This is a genomic window from Paraburkholderia gardini, from assembly GCF_907164575.1.
GTDB lineage: Bacteria > Pseudomonadota > Gammaproteobacteria > Burkholderiales > Burkholderiaceae > Paraburkholderia > Paraburkholderia gardini.
Window position 1 is genome coordinate 67,227 of the sequence record NZ_CAJQYY010000026.1, and the last position, 16,177, is coordinate 83,403.

The following is a 16,177-nucleotide window of genomic DNA, read 5'->3' on the forward strand; positions in this document are numbered from 1 at the left end:
CTCTAGTCGGATACGGCAATGCCCGTGGCGCCTGACACGTCGAGTTCAGCGTCGGGCAACACGTTCACGGTGACGTTCGTGCTGCCCGGCACCGCGGAAACAGGCGTGTTCGCGGGATTCGGCGCGCTCGTGTCGCAGGTCGCCGTCTGTCCGCTGGCCGGCGATGTAATGTTGCAGGCTGCCAGCGCGGGCGTAAAAGGGACGAGCGCGGATGTCACGAATGCGAGCGTGACGGCGTTCAGCAGCCGGGTCGGTACAAACGTCGGACGTGTACGATACATGCGCTCCTCCCTCCAGGGCATGCAAACCAGTCCTGCTGTGTGCACTGCGTCAACCAGTAGCTACCTGTCACGACCTGAAATCGAAATCGCATGAATCTGCAATCGACGCGGTGTCGATGCTCCGCTCGCCGTGTCCTCGAACACACGCTCGCACCCGGCGTTTGCCAACGAGTCGCGTTGCAGACCGGGATGCTGGTCGTCGGTCGAGATACGGGCGTACCCAGTCAGCATACGAGCCCCCGTTTCTCCGGGGCAAATCCAGTATAGTCGGACATTGAAAGATGGAAGCTGTTGCTGGATGCATTTTGCACATTTTGCAATGCGCCCCGTGATATCGGGTTCCCGGTTGATCTGGCATCCATGAAACGATCGCTTCATGGCCGAACTACTGGCCGGCAGTTCTGGATGTAAAGCCTGCTGGCATGGCCTGATCGATTATTCGCGCTACCCCCGGTCCGGATTCGAATAGCAAAGCCGTTTTGCCACTGTCCGCTTCATCGACAATCGCTTTCACCTTCGTCCTTCCATTCGCCACTGTTGGCTCTTCAGCACTGGAATTCTTATGACCCAATTCGCAAAAGGCACATTCGTCGTTTCACTCCAACCCATGTCGTTCGAAAATGGGGACTCCGATCAGCAGCTTGGGCGCATGTCTATCGACAAGCAGATCTCCGGTGATCTCGTAGCCACGACGAAGGGACAAATGCTGAGCGCGATGACAAGCGTTAAAGGTTCGGCCGGATACGTTGCCGTAGAGAAAGTCACAGGGGTACTGGCAGGAAAACACGGCTCGTTCATGCTGCAGCACACTGGCACCATGAAGCGCGGCGTGCCCTCTCTGTCCGTGACTGTCGTTCCAGACTCCGGAACCGGAGAACTGAACGGCATCGAGGGCGAGTTCAAGATCAATATCGTAGAGGGCGCGCACTTCTATGAGTTTGCTTATCGCCTGCCCGGCAACTGAAAACAGTCCGTCCGCTCGCTTCCTGCTTCCAGTTGCTGTCCCGTGGCCTGGCCAAAAAAATACCCCGGCATCGCAGGCGGTGCCGGGGCAAATCCCATGTCAAAGGAGATGTCATAGAGGAGACGAAATCATCGTACCTTCGCGTGGAAGACTCGCCAACGAACGGTTTCATATAACCATATCGCGCGGCACCATACAGCATGACTGCAGAAAACACCCCTCGCTTGCGCGTATATCGTTAGAACAAAAAGCACGTTCGCGATAGCGCTTCGAGTCGCTAACATGGCGGATCAGTCCGGCTTGCCCGGCCTGCACACGCAGCCCGCCGTGCAGCGCCCGTGGCCGCAACGCAAGGAGCATCGCATTGCCCCGTTTCAATCACATCCGCCCGCCGCTCGTCGTGGGTATCGGCGGCACGACGCGCGACGGCTCGTCGACCGAACGCGCGCTGCGCATCGCGCTGAATGGCGCTGAAAGCGCCGGCGCACGCACGCATCTGTTCGGCGGTGCGTTTTTGCACAGCCTGCCGCATTACGCGCCTGAAAGCGCGTCGCTCACCGAAGCGCAGCGCGAACTGATCGAAGCCGTGCGCGAAGCCGACGCCGTCATCATCGCGACGCCGGGCTATCACGGCGGCGTCTCCGGGCTCGTCAAGAATGCACTCGATACGCTCGAAGCGCTGCGCGCCGACGAGCGTCCCTACCTCGACGGCCGCGCGGTCGGCTGCATCGTCACGGCTTACGGCTGGCAGGCGACGGGCTCGGTGCTGGGTTCGCTGCGCTCGATCGTCCACGCGTTGCGCGGCTGGCCGACGCCGCTCGGTGCCGGCATCAATACGCTCGAAACCCGCTTCGAGACGGAAGACACATGCTCCGATCCGAAGGCTGCCGGGCAGCTCGCGACCGTGGGGCAGCAAGCTGCCACGTTCGCGCTGGCGTTCGGCGCGGGACGATCGACGGCGCCAGCGTCGCTCGCCGCACTCGCGGAACAGGAGAGCGCCGCACCCCGGCCATCGCGCGCGGCGAACGTGCTGTCGCTGGCGAGCTGACCGGCGCGGGCTTTTGCGCAGGGGTGGGCCGGTATCGGCGCGTCCATCCACATCGCTCAATTCCGCCACCTCACGCAGCGTGCGCCACCGCACACAGCGCGCACGGCCGGGCAGGCCGTGCGTATGCCACGCAACATACGGGAAGCGCGTGAACGCCGGATAGTGTGACCACGCGCATACGACACCGCCACATCCGGATCACCGATGACCGTTCGAGGCCACCCCTGATTTGCTTGCGACGAAAGATTGGTTCATTCGCCACGCGGCACGGCCTACGCTTGTCCCTGCCCGCTCATTGACCGATCGTCGCACTTCGCGTGAACTGAAAACGCAAGCGGGCGCGATCATCGGCACGACCATGAACCGACTTATTCACTACAAGGGCTACGAGGTCGCCACGGCAGCACAGCGCCTGCCCAACGGCCTCTTCGCCGCCAATCTCACCATCGAGAAAGCCACCGCGACGCAGAGCCACGCGTATTCGTTCGATGCCCTCGATTACTTTTTCGACGAAGAACATGCACTGGCCTACGCGTTCCGGTGGGGACGACTGTGGATCGACAGTCACCGGTAGAGGTTGCCCGGGATGAGCGAGCCAGCCGGCGTCGGCCGCTTCGACGCCGTGTTTTCAAGGGTTGTGACAGAATAAGCGACATCTCCGCCTGCCTGTCTCGCTGCCATGTCCGATACTCTGACGCATGCTCCCGAAGACCGCGCCCTGCGCCACTGGACCTTCCTTGACCCGACGCGCGTCAAGATCGGCTCCGATGCACACAAACAGATGTTCTGCCGCATGCTGCTGGAGACACACAATCCCTACCGGCCCGCGGTTCTCGACTGGCCGCCACTTCCGCCCGACGCGCTGCAGCGCCTGACCTCGCTTCCCATCTGGAATATCGCCGTACAGACCGAAGGCCGTGCGTCGATCCGCGTCGCCACGTACGCCGCGCAGCTGGGCGATCCGCTGCTGCGCGAGGCGATCGAAATGGACGCCGCCGAGGAAGCCCGTCACAAGGTCGTGCTGTCGAAGCTGGTCGAGGCCTATGGCATCGAACTCGCGCCCGAACCCGAGTACCCCGCTCCGCGCGACGCCGAATGGGCATGGATGTTCACCGGCTACAGCGAGTGCATCGACAGCTTCTTCGCATTTGGCCTGTTCCGCTCGGCGCAGCAATCCGGCTATTTCCCCGAGGCGCTCGTCGAAACGTTCGAACCGGTGATTCAGGAAGAAGCCCGGCATATTCTCTTCTTCATGAACTGGGTGACGTGGTACCGGCGTACGATGCCGTGGTGGCGCAGGCCATGGCATTCGCTGCGCGTGGGGGCGATCTGGTTCAGGCTCGTGTGGGATCGCGTCGCGATTGCGAAGGGTATCGACGCGAACGGCGTGGCGCACGATTCGAATTTCCTCGCGTCTAACGGTGGCACGCTTGGTAAAAAACTGACCGCGCGCGAACTCGTCGAGCTGTGTCTCGCCGAAAACGAACGTCGCATGGCCGGCTACGACGCGCGACTTGTCCGGCCAGCCGTCGTGCCGCGCCTCGCGCGCTTCGCGTTGCGCTTCCTGAAGTAGCGATGCAGGATGGCCGCCGCCTGTCGCGGCAAGCGGCGAACGCCGCCACAACTCTGGAGACAGCATGACATGGACGGTCGATGAACAACTCGCGCTGACAGCCACGCAGGCCGTCGTCGCCATCCAGCAGGGGCGCCTCGCCGCCACCGATTATGTCGCGACGTTGCTGGCGCGCGCGGCTGCACTGTCGACGTTGAACGCGCTCACGGCGCTCAACATGGAAGGCGCGCTCGACGCGGCAAAACGCATCGACGCGCTGTCCGCCGCGGAAAAAACGCGGCTGCCGCTTGCCGGCCTGCCGGTCGTCGTCAAGGACAACATCAACACGGTGGGACTGCAGACATCGGCGGCGACGCCGGCGCTCGAGAATTTCGTTCCGTCTTCCAACGCGCCCTCCGTGCAGCGGCTTGTCGATGCCGGCGCGATCGTGCTCGGCAAGGCCAACATGCACGAACTGGCGTTCGGCATCACCAGCACGAATCTGGCTTCGCACGCCGGACCGGTGCGCAATCCGTACGATCCATCGCTGATTCCCGGCGGCTCTTCGGGCGGCACCGCAGCCGCTATCGCCGCCCGCATCGCGCCCGCCGGTCTCGGTACCGACACCGGCGGCTCAACGCGTATTCCCGCCGCGCTGACCGGCACCGCGGGCTTTCGTCCTTCGGTGGGTAACGGCGGCCGCGCGCGCCGCTATCACGACCCGCACGCCGTCGTGCCGATCAGCCGCACGCGCGACACGGTCGGTCCGATGGCGCGCACCGTCGCCGATATTGCGCTGCTCGACGGCGTCATCGCGGGCGATACCACGCTGCCCGCCGTTTCGCTTGCGGGCCTGCGCATTGGCTTGCCCGCGCCGCTCTGGGAAGGCCTGGAACGCGCGCTCGAAAGCGTCGCGCGCGCTGCCGTGGCGCGCCTCGCGGCAGCGGGCGTGGTCTTCGTCGAGCTCGACATGCCCGGGCTGATCGAGTTGAACGACAAGGTCAGCTCGCCCGTGGCGCTGCACGAACCCGTCGACGATGTCCCTGCGTGGCTCGTCGCCAACAATGCGCCCGTGAAAACCGTGGTGGATATCGCCGCGCGCATTGCGTGCCCGGACGTGCGCAGCGCGTACGACGCGATCATCGCCGACGTGTTCGCCAGTCAATACGACGCGGCGATGCACACGTGGCGCCCGCAGCTTCAGCAGCTATATGACGCAACTTTCAACACGCACCGGATCGACGCGCTGCTTTTCCCCACCACGATCCTCGCCGCCGTGCCCATTGACGAGATGAACGGCTCGTCCACGGTGACGATCGACGACGGCGAGACGCTCGATGAAATGGCAGCGTTCCTGCGCAATACCGACCCGGCCAGCAATGCGGGCATTCCGGGCCTTTCGTTGCCCGCGGGCATGACGCAGGACGGGCGCCCTGTTGGCATCGAACTGGACGGCCCGACTGGCAGCGACCGGCGCCTGCTTGCGATCGGCATCGCGTTCGAACAGATATTGGGTTCGCTCGCGGCTCCAGCCCTGTAACCGCCCTGCGTGTGCCGGAGCGCGCGCATGCGGACGCTATAATCGCTGCGTTCCGGCGACTGTGGTCCTGCCTCGCGTCAACCTCGCGAAGCGGGTCGCGTCGCCGCCTGCCGCCACGTCCACCGAAACCATGCAATTTCGCCCGATCCCGACGTTCACCCGCAAGCGCCTTTCCGATGTCGTGTCGGAGCAGATCAAGGCGTTGATCGCGGAAGGCGCGCTGCGCCCGGGCGACCGTCTGCCTGCCGAACGCGAGCTCGCGACGCAGCTCGGCGTATCGCGCCCTTCGCTGCGCGAAGCGCTGATCCGGCTCGAAGCCGACGGCTACATCGAAATGACCGGTCGCGGCGGCTTCGTGGTGGTCGATATGACAGCCACGGTCATTTCAAAGCCCCTCGCCGAACTGTTATTGCAAAACACGCGTACGCGCTCCGATATCCTGGAGCTCAGGCAAGGCCTTGAATCGATCGCAACGGTCTACGCAACCGAGCGCGCGACGCCCGATGATCTCGCTGCGATCCGCACCGCGTTTGAGGCATTAAAGACCTGCGCATTGTCATCCGACCGCACGCATCTTGCGGATCTCGACGCTGCGTTTCACCTCGCGATTGCCGATTCGACGCACAACGTCGCGCTGGCGCACGTGATGCACGGCATCCACACGCTGATCCGCGAATCGATGCGTCAGTCGCACCGGCTCATCGATTACGACGACGCGATGGAACGGCAGCTCCTCGAGCAGCACCAGGCCATCTACGATGCGATCGTGGCACGCGACGCGCACAAGGCGCGCAGCGCGGCCGAGCAGCATCTGACGTACGTGCGGGCACTTTACGAACGACACGCGGCGCAGCCACGTCAGCTCACGCGAGATCACCCAACATAACGGAACCGACGCCCCATGCGTTTCGCGCTCTGCACTTTCATCAGCGTCGTGCTAGCCGCCACCGGCAGTGGCTGCGCGACGCTCGCCGCGGCTGATTCGAACGCGCTGTGGCGCATCGTCGACGGCCAGTGCGTGATGTCGATGCAATCATCCGGAACACCCGGTTTCTGCACTCGCGTCGACCTGCAGGCGCATTACGCTATTCTCAAGGACATCAACGGTTCATCGCAGTACCTGCTGATTCCAACCGATCGCGTGACTGGCATCGAAAGCCCGCAAGTCATCGCTGACGATGCGAGGCCGTACTGGTCCGACGCGTGGAACGCCCGCACGTACGTTCAAAAGGCCGTCAAACAGGAACTCGGCGACGAGCAACTCGGGCTGGAAATCAACTCCCCGTATCGCCGTACGCAGTCGCAACTGCACATCCATATCGACTGCCTGCGCAAAGACGTGATCGATGTGCTCGCGCGATATCGTCGCAACGCGCCGGGCAAATGGCATTGGGAGACGATCGACGGAAACCGCTACCGCATCATGCGCGTCGCCTCGATTGCCGGGACCGACGATCCGTTCAGGGTCGTCGCGCGTAATCTTCCGGACGATACGACGATGGCGTCGCAGACGATCCTCGTGACCGGCGCGGGCCCTTCCGCGGCAAGCGACGGATGGCTGATCGTCAACAGCAGCCTGGATCTCGACGACGGCAGCGGCTCGGCGGAACCGCTGATGGACCACGCGTGCAAACTCGCACGGAAGAGCTGACACGCGCTTCATTCCGTTGAAACAGGCTTTCCGTTTTTCAGCACATGCTTTCCGCGAGAAATTGGTTCTGTCATTCGACATGGGCCTTTACGATCGGCTTCAATGGCGTGCCGTCTAACCGCGTCGCGCAGTATCAGCAGCCTTTCGTAACGATGCGGACCAGCCTGTGGCGAACTATCTCGACGACACCCAGCGCCGTACCCTGGCCCACCTCGCCACCACGCTGACGTGGCGCACCGAATGGCCGACGTGGGTGGTGATCGCGACGATTTACGCATCCTGGTTCGGTGTCGCGGTTCACGTTCGCGCACTCGGTGTGCCGGTTGCCGCGGTTCTTCTCGCCTTCCTCAGCGCGTGGTACATGTCCCTTCAACACGAACTGATGCACGGTCATCCGACACGCTCACGCCTGCTGAACGGGCTGCTCGGCTTCGCGCCGCTTGCGGTGTGGTTTCCGTATGGCATCTATCGCGACCTGCATCTTCAGCATCACGCCGATTCGCATTTGACGCATCCATCGCTCGATCCGGAAAGCTATTTTGTTACGCATCGAGCGTGGCAACGGACGGGGGCCCTGATGCGCGCGCTGCTCACGGTCCGCAACACATTTATCGGGCGCCTGTTATTCGGACCTGCGTTTTCAATCGCGACGACGGCGAGCGAAGCAATTCGCAGGATCGCTGGGGGTGACTTGAGCGATGTACCCACGTGGCTCATGCATTGCATCGCGCTCGTTGCGTTGACGTACTGGCTGAACGTAGCGTGCGGCCTGCCGGCATGGGTTTTTATTGCCGGTGTCGGCTATGCGGCGCTGTCTGTCGGGTCTGTGCGCTCGTTTCATGAACATCGCACCGCCGGTTCCGGTCAGCATCGCTCAGTCATCAATGAGGCTGCGTTCTTCTGGCGGCTTCTTTTTCTGAACAATAACTATCATGCGATACATCACGACCTGCCACATGTGCCCTGGTTCGCACTCCGGGAAGTCTATGAAACGTCCCGCCAGCAATACATAGAACGCTCAGGAGGCTTTCTGGTAAAGGGTTACAGCGAATGGTTAAAGCTTTATGCATTCGCACCGGTTGCGCATCCGGTGCATGGCAATCTGTCTGATTTCATCCAGAGGAATCCGTCTGCTTCCACCCGTCTTTCATAAGAACACGCCTGGGGCGACCCGTAACCCGGATGCAAGTCGTCGAAAGCGGAGCACCTTCACACTACTTTCGCAGCGCCGCCTCAATCTCGTCGAGAACCTTGTCTTTGCCGATGCCAGTGAGAAAGGCCAGTCCCTTGATTACTGGCTTCGTCACGGAAGCAGAGATTGGCGTCGTTGCCACAATGAAATCGACGTTGTCGGCAAGCGAGAGAACCTCTGTAGCTTTAGCCTGCTGGGCATTGAAGGTTAATCCTCTCTTCTTCATTTCTTCCGTCACGGCCACATTCACTGCTGTAGACGTCGCAACACCGGTGCCGCACGCAAACAGAATCGTTTTAATCCTGGCCATTTTCGTTCCGCTCCATTGTCCAAACACCGATTTGACTTCTTCCAGCGTCCTGGCACACTTCAAAGCCCTTATCGCCGACGCGTCCTGAATAGTTGCGATAATCGTCTGCAAGGTCTCGATCTGTTTGTCTTTGTCGTTAATAGCAAGCAGAAAAACAACATCAACGCTAACGCTCTCCTCGGGATCCTCCATATTGGCGAATGCAACAGGATTTTTTAGCGTCGCCATCGCGACCCCGGCCTTAAGGACATGACAGGGGTCGGTATGCGGAACAGCGACATTGCCCTCGCCTTCCATTTTTAGCCCGGTTGGCAACGACCGTTCGCGCTCTATCACGGCATTGGCAAAACCCGGCTTCACATAGCCAAGTCGTTCGAGTTCCCGAGCGAGTATCAGGATGATCTCTTCGTTTGTCTTCGCCTCGCTCTGAAGCACTATCGCTTCCGGTTCGAGAACCGCCATCAGACTATTTACCACCGTACGCTCCTTGAATCATCCTCGCAGGATACCGATTCCAGCATCAATACCCGCGACAGTACGACCGGCAATCACGCAGCAGTCTGCTCCGACTGCTCATCAACCTGTTCCAGCTGTTCGTCCTCAGCGCCTGCAGCCCGTTCCCAGCCAGCCGTATTACGTCGGTATAGCCAGAACAGAGCGGCAACGACCAGGGCAAGCAGAACAATACCGCCAGCGCCGAGCCATTGGACGGCCTTGATAACAACATAAGGTACCCACAGGAACCCATCGACCACCGAAGTGATCTGCAAGGCGCCAGCCGGCAGTTTGAAACCCGACGCCACGGCTGCATGTGTAAAGAGCGGCGCCAGCGCATTCGCGACATAGAAACCGATGGCAAGTGTCACCGTGCCGACCACAACCATGCGAAAAACATTGCCCTTCAGGAGCGGTGCAGTCAATGCGACGATAAAGGGAATCACCGCGAGATCAGCAAACAGGATCACGTGGTTGCCGGGCAGGATGATCGACAGGACGATGGCGATCGGCACCAGAATCAGTGACGATGAAATGGCCGCAGGATGGCCAATCAGAATTGCCGAATCGAGCCCGACGAGCAATTCACGATCCCCCGTGCGCTTGCGAACGAACGCCTGTGCTGCATCGGAAACCGGCAGGAGACCTTCCATCAGGATTTTCACCATTCGCGGCAGGAGCAGCATGACCGCGGCGAGCGTGATGCCCGTGCTGAGTACCTTGGCGAGTACGACTTCCAGTTTGCCCGCGTTGTAGAAGGCGATAAGCCCGAGCGCAAGCCCGAGGACAAGGCCGAGGACGACCGGCTCCCCGAACACGCCAAAGCGACGCTCGATGGTTTCGGTACTGATGTTAATTTTTTTGACGCCTGGAATGCGATCCATGGCCCAGTTCAGCACAATCGCAATGGGCAGGATCTGCGCCGAAGCGAGGTGCGGGACGGAAATGCCCGGCACGCCATAAAACTGCTGCACCGCGCGGGCCGACCAGTCCGCGAAAAGCAGCGAAAGCGCCGCGACGATCGCTGCGACGGCAATGCCATAGGCAAGATTGTCGGTTGCCGCAACGACAAGTGAACCGACGAAGGCGAAATGCCAGAAATTCCACACATCCACGTTCAGCGTGCGTGTCCAGCGCATCAGCAGGAAGACTATATTCACCAGAATACCGACCGGAATGACCCACAGTCCAACTGAAGAACCAAAAGCGATCGCAGCCGCCGAAGGCCAGCCCACATCAATGATGTCTCGCTTGATGCCGGTATTAGTCACGATAGCTTGTGCTACCTGGCCAATGGACGTGAACATCAGACCAAGCACCAGATTGATACCGATGAAAGCCACACCAATGGTAACGGCCGCGCGGAAAGCTTTGCCCAGCCTGGCGCCCAGGACGACCGCAATGAGGAAGATCACGATGGGCATTAGCACTGTTGGACCCAGGGCGTCTATTGCCGCTTTTATTCCAGTCAGGATGGCGTACATGCTCTCATCTCCTCCATTTTTGCCTATGGTCATCCCTGAACGGTCAAACCAGTCGGACACCGGTAAAATGTTTTTCGCGACGCATTATGTACATTTGATTCTTACAATATCTCTTTGTCCACTTCGGGCACAAGCAGTCGGGGCTGAAAAAGTTCGCTTCCAGGGTTAGTCCCGATACCGGAAACGGCGGACGAGCGAGGACGTGACCTTCAGTTGCCCGAGGTTCGGGTTAGCGGTTTGATGCCACGTTGAGTCATGAGAGCGAAAGACGTCAACCGCCTCGGGCGCGCAAGGCGCCACGGCGGCGACCCGGCCGATATGCCAGAATCGGCGGCATGAACTGGATCGCCTCGCTTCCGATGTACAACGTGACGCCCGCCCTCGCTGCGGACTGGCGTGCGTTTCTCGCCGACGTTCTGCGCGACACGGCGCCGCTGACACATATCGTCGAAGCGGACGAGCCGCTGCACACATTCTGGCGCCGCGCGGATCTCCTGATTTCGCAGACCTGCGGTTACCCGTTGATGCACGGGCTGCACGAACACGTGCAACTGGTCGCGACACCGGAATTCGATGCGCCGGGTTGTGCCGGTCCGAACTATTCGAGTGTGATCATGACGCGTGCCGATGGACCCGTTCATTCGCTTGAAACGTCGCGCGGCCTGCGGGTCGCATTCAACCAGCTCGACTCAAATAGCGGAATGAATGCACTGCGACATGTGATCGCGCCGCTTTCACGCGATGGTTCGTTCTTTAGCGAAGCGGTTGTTACCGGTTCGCATATCGGCTCACTCACGGCAATCGCCGGAAACCGGGCGGATATCGCGGCGATCGATTGTGTGACGATGGCGTTCGTGCGGGACGGGTTACCTCAACTCGCACAGTCGGTGCGCGAGGTTGCGTGGACGCAGGCGTCGCCGGGGCTACCGCTGGTCGCCAGCAGCGACGTTGACGCATCTACCGTCGAGGCGCTTCGAAGTGCACTGGATAACGCGCTGCGCGCCGACCCCGTTCGCGCAAAACGGCTGCGCCTGAAGGGGTTTTCCACGCTGTCACTGACGGACTATGCGCGTATTGAACAACTGGAGAACGAAGCGCTTGCCTTTGGCTATACGCGCCTCGCCTGATCCGGCACGCGAAGTCAACCCACTTCCATCACCAGCAGCTGCGCGCCGTCGGCCACCTGATCTCCCACCGCATACAACACTTCCGCGACCGTGCCCGCTGCGGGCGCGCCGATGGTGTGCTCCATCTTCATGGCTTCCATCACGATGAGCGGCGTGCCCTTTTCCACCACCGTCCCCGGTTCGACCAGCACCGCGATTACCTTGCCCGGCATCGGCGCGGTCAGCCTGCCTTCGCTGTGCTCGGCATCGGCTGCATGGGCAAGCAGGTTCTGCCACTCGAATGCAAACGCGAAACCGCGGCAAAACACGTGGAAAACGTCGCCATCGATAAACACACGACCTGTCACGCGTGAGTCGCCCGTCGTCGCGCCGAACTCATGCGCGTCTTCGCCGCTCCACCACGTGAACGTGTCGCGCTGGCCTGCGTGATCGAGCGTCTGCATTTCGCCGTCGCGCGCGAACGTGACAGAAAACGCCGTTTCGCTGTCGACGTCGCGCCATGAAAGCGTTTGCGTATAGCCACCATTCAGGCGCCAGTGCGACAGTGCATCCCACGGCGATGCGCCGTGAGCGGTACCGCCTTCGCGCGTCAGCAATGCGCCGCACGCCAGCGCGAGCGCTTCCCTGAAAGGCTTTTGCAGCGGCGCAAAGAGCGCTTCGTGATGGCGCTCGATCAGCCCCGTGTCGAGATCCGCCGATGAAAACGGCTCACTGGTCACGATCCGTTGCAGGAATTCGACGTTCGTGGACGGCCCGACCACCTCGCATTTGCGCAATGCGCGGTTCATCCGGGCCAGCGCTTCGTCGCGTGTCGCGCCATGCACGATCAACTTCGCGATCATCGGGTCGTAGAACGGCGTAATCGTGTCGCCTTCACGCACGCCACTATCGATGCGCACTGTCGCCCGGCCACCCGCCGCGTCGCCGGGCGAGAACTCGACACCTTCCGGCATCCGCAGATGCTTGAGCGTACCCGTCGAGGGCAGAAAACCGCGCGCGGGATTTTCCGCGTAGATGCGCGCCTCGATCGCATGGCCGTCGACGCGCAATTCGTCCTGCGTCAGCGGCAACGGTTCACCTGAGGCAACGCGCAATTGCCACTCGACAAGGTCGAGGCCCGTCACCATCTCCGTGACCGGATGCTCGACCTGCAGGCGCGTGTTCATTTCCATGAAATAGAATGCGTCGCCGGTCATGATGAATTCGACGGTGCCCGCGCCGACGTAATTCACCGCGCGCGCCGCGGCAACCGCCGCTTCGCCCATCGCGATACGCAACGATGTGTCGAGACCCGGCGCCGGCGCTTCCTCAAGCACTTTCTGGTGGCGCCGCTGCACCGAGCAGTCGCGATCGAACAACCACACTGCACCGCCCTGCGTGTCGGCGAAGACCTGCACTTCGACGTGCCGTGGCCGCGTCAGGTATTTTTCGATCAGCACGCGATCGTTGCCGAAGCTGCTCGCCGCTTCACGCTTGCATGACGCCAGCGCCGCCGCGAAATCCTCGCTACGCTCGACCACCCGCATGCCTTTTCCGCCACCGCCCGCGCTCGCTTTCAGCAGCACCGGATAGCCGAGCGAATCGGCCTCGCGATGCAGCAGCGCCGCGTCCTGATCGTCGCCGTGATAACCCGGCACGAGCGGCACGGCGGCCGAATGCATCAACGCCTTGGCTGCCGCCTTCGAACCCATCGCGGCGATCGCGCTGACCGGCGGCCCGATAAATACGATGCCGGCCTTCTCGCACGCATGCGCGAAATCCTCGTTTTCCGACAGGAAGCCGTAGCCCGGATGCACCGCCTGCGCGCCCGTCGAACGCGCGGCCTCGATGATGCGTTCGATGCGCAGATAGCTTTCCGCCACCGTCGATCCGCCGATATGAACCGCCTCGTCGCACGCGAAGACGTGCTTTGCATTCGCGTCCGCGTCGGAATACACCGCGACGCTCGCGATGCCGAGGCGCTTGCAGGTAGCCGCCACGCGGCACGCGATCTCGCCCCGGTTTGCAATCAGGATCTTGTTGAACATGAGGTGTCTCGCTCCCGGGCTGTTCTTTATGCTGGGCGTCGCGCATGCGACGCGTGCGTGCGTTCGTTGCATCAGGTACGCCATGCGGGCGCGCGCTTTTCAAGGAACGACGCAACGCCTTCGCGGCCTTCCTCGCTTGCCCGTACGCGCGCTATTCGCGCCGCGGTGTCTTCGATCAATGCGGCGTCGAGCGTACGGCCCGCCACGTCCTGCACGAGCCGTTTGCACTCGCGTACCGCGTGCGGGCTGTTTGCAATCAGCGTCTCGACGAGTTGCTGTATGGTTGCGTCGAGCTGGTCCGTGGTGACCATTTCGCTCACCAGTCCGAGCCGCAACGCGGTCGCGCAATCGAACTGCTCGGCCGTCGTGAAGTAGCGGCGAGAAGCCTGCTCGCCAAGCGCACGGATGACATACGGCGCGATCGTCGCGGGAATCAGGCCAAGACGCGCCTCGGACAGGCAGAAGCGCGCCGTATCGACCGCCACCACGATGTCGCACGCGGCAATCAGCCCCATGCCGCCAGCGTACGCGTCGCCACTCACGCGCGCGATCACGGGTTGCGGGCAGCGATAAATCGCGCTCAGCATGTTCGCGAGACGCATCGCGTCGGCACGGTTCTCGTCATCCGAGAAGCCCGCCATCTTCTTCATCCAGTTCAGGTCCGCGCCCGCGCAAAACGCCTTGCCGTTCGCGGCCAGCACGACCGCGCGCACGTCCTGCCGTTCGCCCATCGATTCGAACGCATCGGTCAACTCCGCAATCATCGCTTCGTTGAACGCGTTGCGCACGTCGGGGCGATTCAGCGTCACGGTCGCCACTTGAGCGGCAAACGCGACGTCCATATGATCGTATTGCATGCCGCACGACTCCTTCGCGTGTGTCACATTCTGAACACGCCGAAACGCGTGTCCCCGATTGGCGCGTTCATCGCAGCCGACAGCCCCAGACCCAGCACATCGCGCGTCTGCGCCGGATCGATCACGCCGTCGTCCCACAGGCGCGCGCTTGCGTAATACGGGTGACCCTGATGCTCGTACTGCTCGCGGATCGGCTGCTTGAACGCTTCTTCCTGTTCCGCTGTCCACGTGCCACCCTTTCCTTCGATGCCATCGCGCTTGACCGTTGCGAGAACCGACGCTGCCTGCTCGCCACCCATCACCGAAATGCGCGCGTTAGGCCACATCCACAGAAAGCGCGGCGAATACGCGCGGCCACACATGCCGTAATTCCCCGCGCCGAACGAGCCGCCGATGATCACCGTAAACTTCGGCACTTTCGCGGTTGCGACCGCCGTCACCATCTTCGCGCCGTTGCGCGCGATGCCTTCGTTTTCATACTTGCGGCCCACCATGAAGCCCGTGATGTTCTGCAGGAACACGAGCGGAATCTTGCGCTGGCAGCACAGCTCGATGAAGTGCGCGCCCTTGAGCGCTGATTCGGAAAACAGGATGCCGTTGTTCGCAATGATGCCGACGGGGTGTCCCCAGATATGCGCGAAGCCGCAAACAAGCGTCGTGCCATAGCGGGCCTTGAATTCGTCGAACGCTGAATCGTCGACGACACGCGCGATCACCTCACGGATATCGAACGGCTTGCGCGTATCGACGGGAATCACGCCATACATGTTTTTGACGTCGTAGCGCGGCGGCCTGGGCTCACGCAGCGCGACAGGCGGCTGCTTCACACGGTTCAGGTTGCCGACGATGCTGCGTGCAATCGCCAGCGCATGCGCGTCGTTTTGCGCAAGATGATCGACGACACCGGACAGACGTGTATGCACGTCGCCGCCGCCAAGATCTTCGGCGCTGACCACTTCGCCGGTTGCGGCCTTCACCAGCGGCGGACCGCCGAGAAAAATCGTGCCCTGGTTCCTGACGATGATCGACTCGTCGCTCATCGCGGGCACATAGGCGCCGCCTGCCGTACACGAGCCCATCACGACCGCGATCTGCGGAATGCCTTCAGCCGAAAGATTCGCCTGGTTATAGAAAATGCGCCCGAAGTGATCGCGATCCGGAAACACGTCGTCCTGATTCGGCAGGTTCGCGCCGCCCGAATCGACGAGATACACGCATGGCAAGCGGTTTTCCGCGGCGATTTCCTGCGCGCGCACGTGTTTCTTGACCGTGACCGGATAATACGTCCCCCCCTTCACCGTCGCGTCGTTGCAGACGATCACGCACTCCTGCCCGGCAATGCGCCCGATGCCCGTGATGACACCGGCCCCCGGCGCATCGTTGTTGTACATGCCGAACGCCGCGAGCTGCGACAGTTCGAGAAACGGCGTGCCTGGATCGAGCAGTTGCGCGATACGCTCGCGCGGCAGCAACTTGCCGCGCGAGACGTGCTTGTCACGTGCGGCAGCGCCCCCGCCCAGCGAGAGCGCTGCGATCCTTGCCTTCAGATCGGCAACCAGCGCCTCCAGCGCTGCCGCGTTTGCGCGGAAATCGTCCGAGCGCGGATTCAGTTTTGTTTCTATGATCGGCATCGCGTGGCTCTCCGGTTC

Annotated in this window: 16 protein-coding genes; 9 read left to right on the forward strand and 7 right to left on the reverse strand. The window is 61.9% G+C overall.

Annotated elements, in window-relative coordinates; all coding sequences use genetic code 11:
• Nucleotides 1-2 precede the first annotated feature (2 nt).
• Together LPA34_RS20570 and LPA34_RS27145 are read right to left on the reverse strand one after the other, a co-directional pair.
• Nucleotides 3-281 (reverse strand): hypothetical protein, encoded by a 279-nt coding sequence (locus tag LPA34_RS20570; protein ID WP_228981629.1) that lies wholly within the window; start codon nucleotides 279-281, stop codon nucleotides 3-5.
• A 60-nt stretch (nucleotides 282-341) separates the two neighbouring features.
• Nucleotides 342-659, reverse strand: coding sequence for a recombinase family protein (locus LPA34_RS27145; protein WP_458796460.1), 318 nt, complete (start codon nucleotides 657-659; stop codon nucleotides 342-344).
• A gap of 184 nt (nucleotides 660-843) precedes the next feature.
• On the opposite strand from LPA34_RS27145, the gene LPA34_RS20580 reads away from it, so the two are divergent.
• From LPA34_RS20580 to LPA34_RS20615, 8 genes are all read left to right on the forward strand, one after another.
• The gene (locus tag LPA34_RS20580) at nucleotides 844-1,245 is read left to right on the forward strand and encodes a DUF3224 domain-containing protein (RefSeq protein WP_228981631.1); all 402 of its coding nucleotides are present in this window, start codon (nucleotides 844-846) and stop codon (nucleotides 1,243-1,245) included.
• A 364-nt stretch (nucleotides 1,246-1,609) separates the two neighbouring features.
• Nucleotides 1,610-2,293, forward strand: coding sequence for an NADPH-dependent FMN reductase (locus tag LPA34_RS20585; RefSeq protein WP_228981634.1), 684 nt, complete (start codon nucleotides 1,610-1,612; stop codon nucleotides 2,291-2,293).
• Between the two features lie 358 nt (nucleotides 2,294-2,651).
• Nucleotides 2,652-2,867, forward strand: a complete 216-nt coding sequence (locus tag LPA34_RS20590) for a transcriptional regulator (protein ID WP_228981635.1) — start codon at nucleotides 2,652-2,654, stop codon at nucleotides 2,865-2,867.
• A gap of 105 nt (nucleotides 2,868-2,972) precedes the next feature.
• Nucleotides 2,973-3,866, forward strand: a complete 894-nt coding sequence (locus LPA34_RS20595) for a ferritin-like domain-containing protein (RefSeq protein ID WP_228981638.1) — start codon at nucleotides 2,973-2,975, stop codon at nucleotides 3,864-3,866.
• 64 nt (nucleotides 3,867-3,930) lie between these two features.
• Complete coding sequence (gene iaaH, locus LPA34_RS20600; protein WP_228981639.1) at nucleotides 3,931-5,385, forward strand: indoleacetamide hydrolase; 1,455 nt, start codon at nucleotides 3,931-3,933, stop codon at nucleotides 5,383-5,385.
• 130 nt (nucleotides 5,386-5,515) lie between these two features.
• Nucleotides 5,516-6,271: a FadR/GntR family transcriptional regulator gene (locus tag LPA34_RS20605; protein WP_228981640.1), complete on the forward strand. Its 756-nt coding sequence runs from the start codon at nucleotides 5,516-5,518 to the stop codon at nucleotides 6,269-6,271.
• A 15-nt stretch (nucleotides 6,272-6,286) separates the two neighbouring features.
• On the forward strand, nucleotides 6,287-7,036 hold the full coding sequence (locus tag LPA34_RS20610) for a CDP-diacylglycerol diphosphatase (RefSeq protein ID WP_228981641.1): 750 nt from the start codon (nucleotides 6,287-6,289) through the stop codon (nucleotides 7,034-7,036).
• Between the two features lie 166 nt (nucleotides 7,037-7,202).
• Nucleotides 7,203-8,189, forward strand: a complete 987-nt coding sequence (locus LPA34_RS20615) for a fatty acid desaturase (protein ID WP_228981642.1) — start codon at nucleotides 7,203-7,205, stop codon at nucleotides 8,187-8,189.
• Nucleotides 8,190-8,250: 61 nt separating this feature from the next.
• Here LPA34_RS20615 and LPA34_RS20620 read toward each other — a convergent pair whose 3' ends face one another.
• Both LPA34_RS20620 and LPA34_RS20625 read right to left on the reverse strand, forming a co-directional pair.
• On the reverse strand, nucleotides 8,251-9,015 hold the full coding sequence (locus tag LPA34_RS20620) for a PTS sugar transporter subunit IIA (protein WP_228981643.1): 765 nt from the start codon (nucleotides 9,013-9,015) through the stop codon (nucleotides 8,251-8,253).
• 71 nt (nucleotides 9,016-9,086) lie between these two features.
• Nucleotides 9,087-10,517, reverse strand: a complete 1,431-nt coding sequence (locus LPA34_RS20625) for a PTS galactitol transporter subunit IIC (protein ID WP_228981644.1) — start codon at nucleotides 10,515-10,517, stop codon at nucleotides 9,087-9,089.
• Nucleotides 10,518-10,852: 335 nt separating this feature from the next.
• Between LPA34_RS20625 and LPA34_RS20630 the strand changes: the two genes are divergently transcribed.
• Entirely contained in the window at nucleotides 10,853-11,644 is a 792-nt protein-coding gene (locus tag LPA34_RS20630) for a phosphate/phosphite/phosphonate ABC transporter substrate-binding protein (RefSeq protein ID WP_228981646.1), read from the forward strand.
• A 14-nt stretch (nucleotides 11,645-11,658) separates the two neighbouring features.
• Here LPA34_RS20630 and LPA34_RS20635 read toward each other — a convergent pair whose 3' ends face one another.
• From LPA34_RS20635 to LPA34_RS20645, 3 genes are all read right to left on the reverse strand, one after another.
• Nucleotides 11,659-13,671 (reverse strand): acetyl/propionyl/methylcrotonyl-CoA carboxylase subunit alpha, encoded by a 2,013-nt coding sequence (locus LPA34_RS20635; RefSeq protein ID WP_228981648.1) that lies wholly within the window; start codon nucleotides 13,669-13,671, stop codon nucleotides 11,659-11,661.
• Between the two features lie 71 nt (nucleotides 13,672-13,742).
• Complete coding sequence (locus tag LPA34_RS20640) at nucleotides 13,743-14,528, reverse strand: enoyl-CoA hydratase/isomerase family protein (protein ID WP_228981649.1); 786 nt, start codon at nucleotides 14,526-14,528, stop codon at nucleotides 13,743-13,745.
• 23 nt (nucleotides 14,529-14,551) lie between these two features.
• Complete coding sequence (locus LPA34_RS20645; RefSeq protein ID WP_228981650.1) at nucleotides 14,552-16,159, reverse strand: carboxyl transferase domain-containing protein; 1,608 nt, start codon at nucleotides 16,157-16,159, stop codon at nucleotides 14,552-14,554.
• Nucleotides 16,160-16,177: the final 18 nt, after the last annotated feature.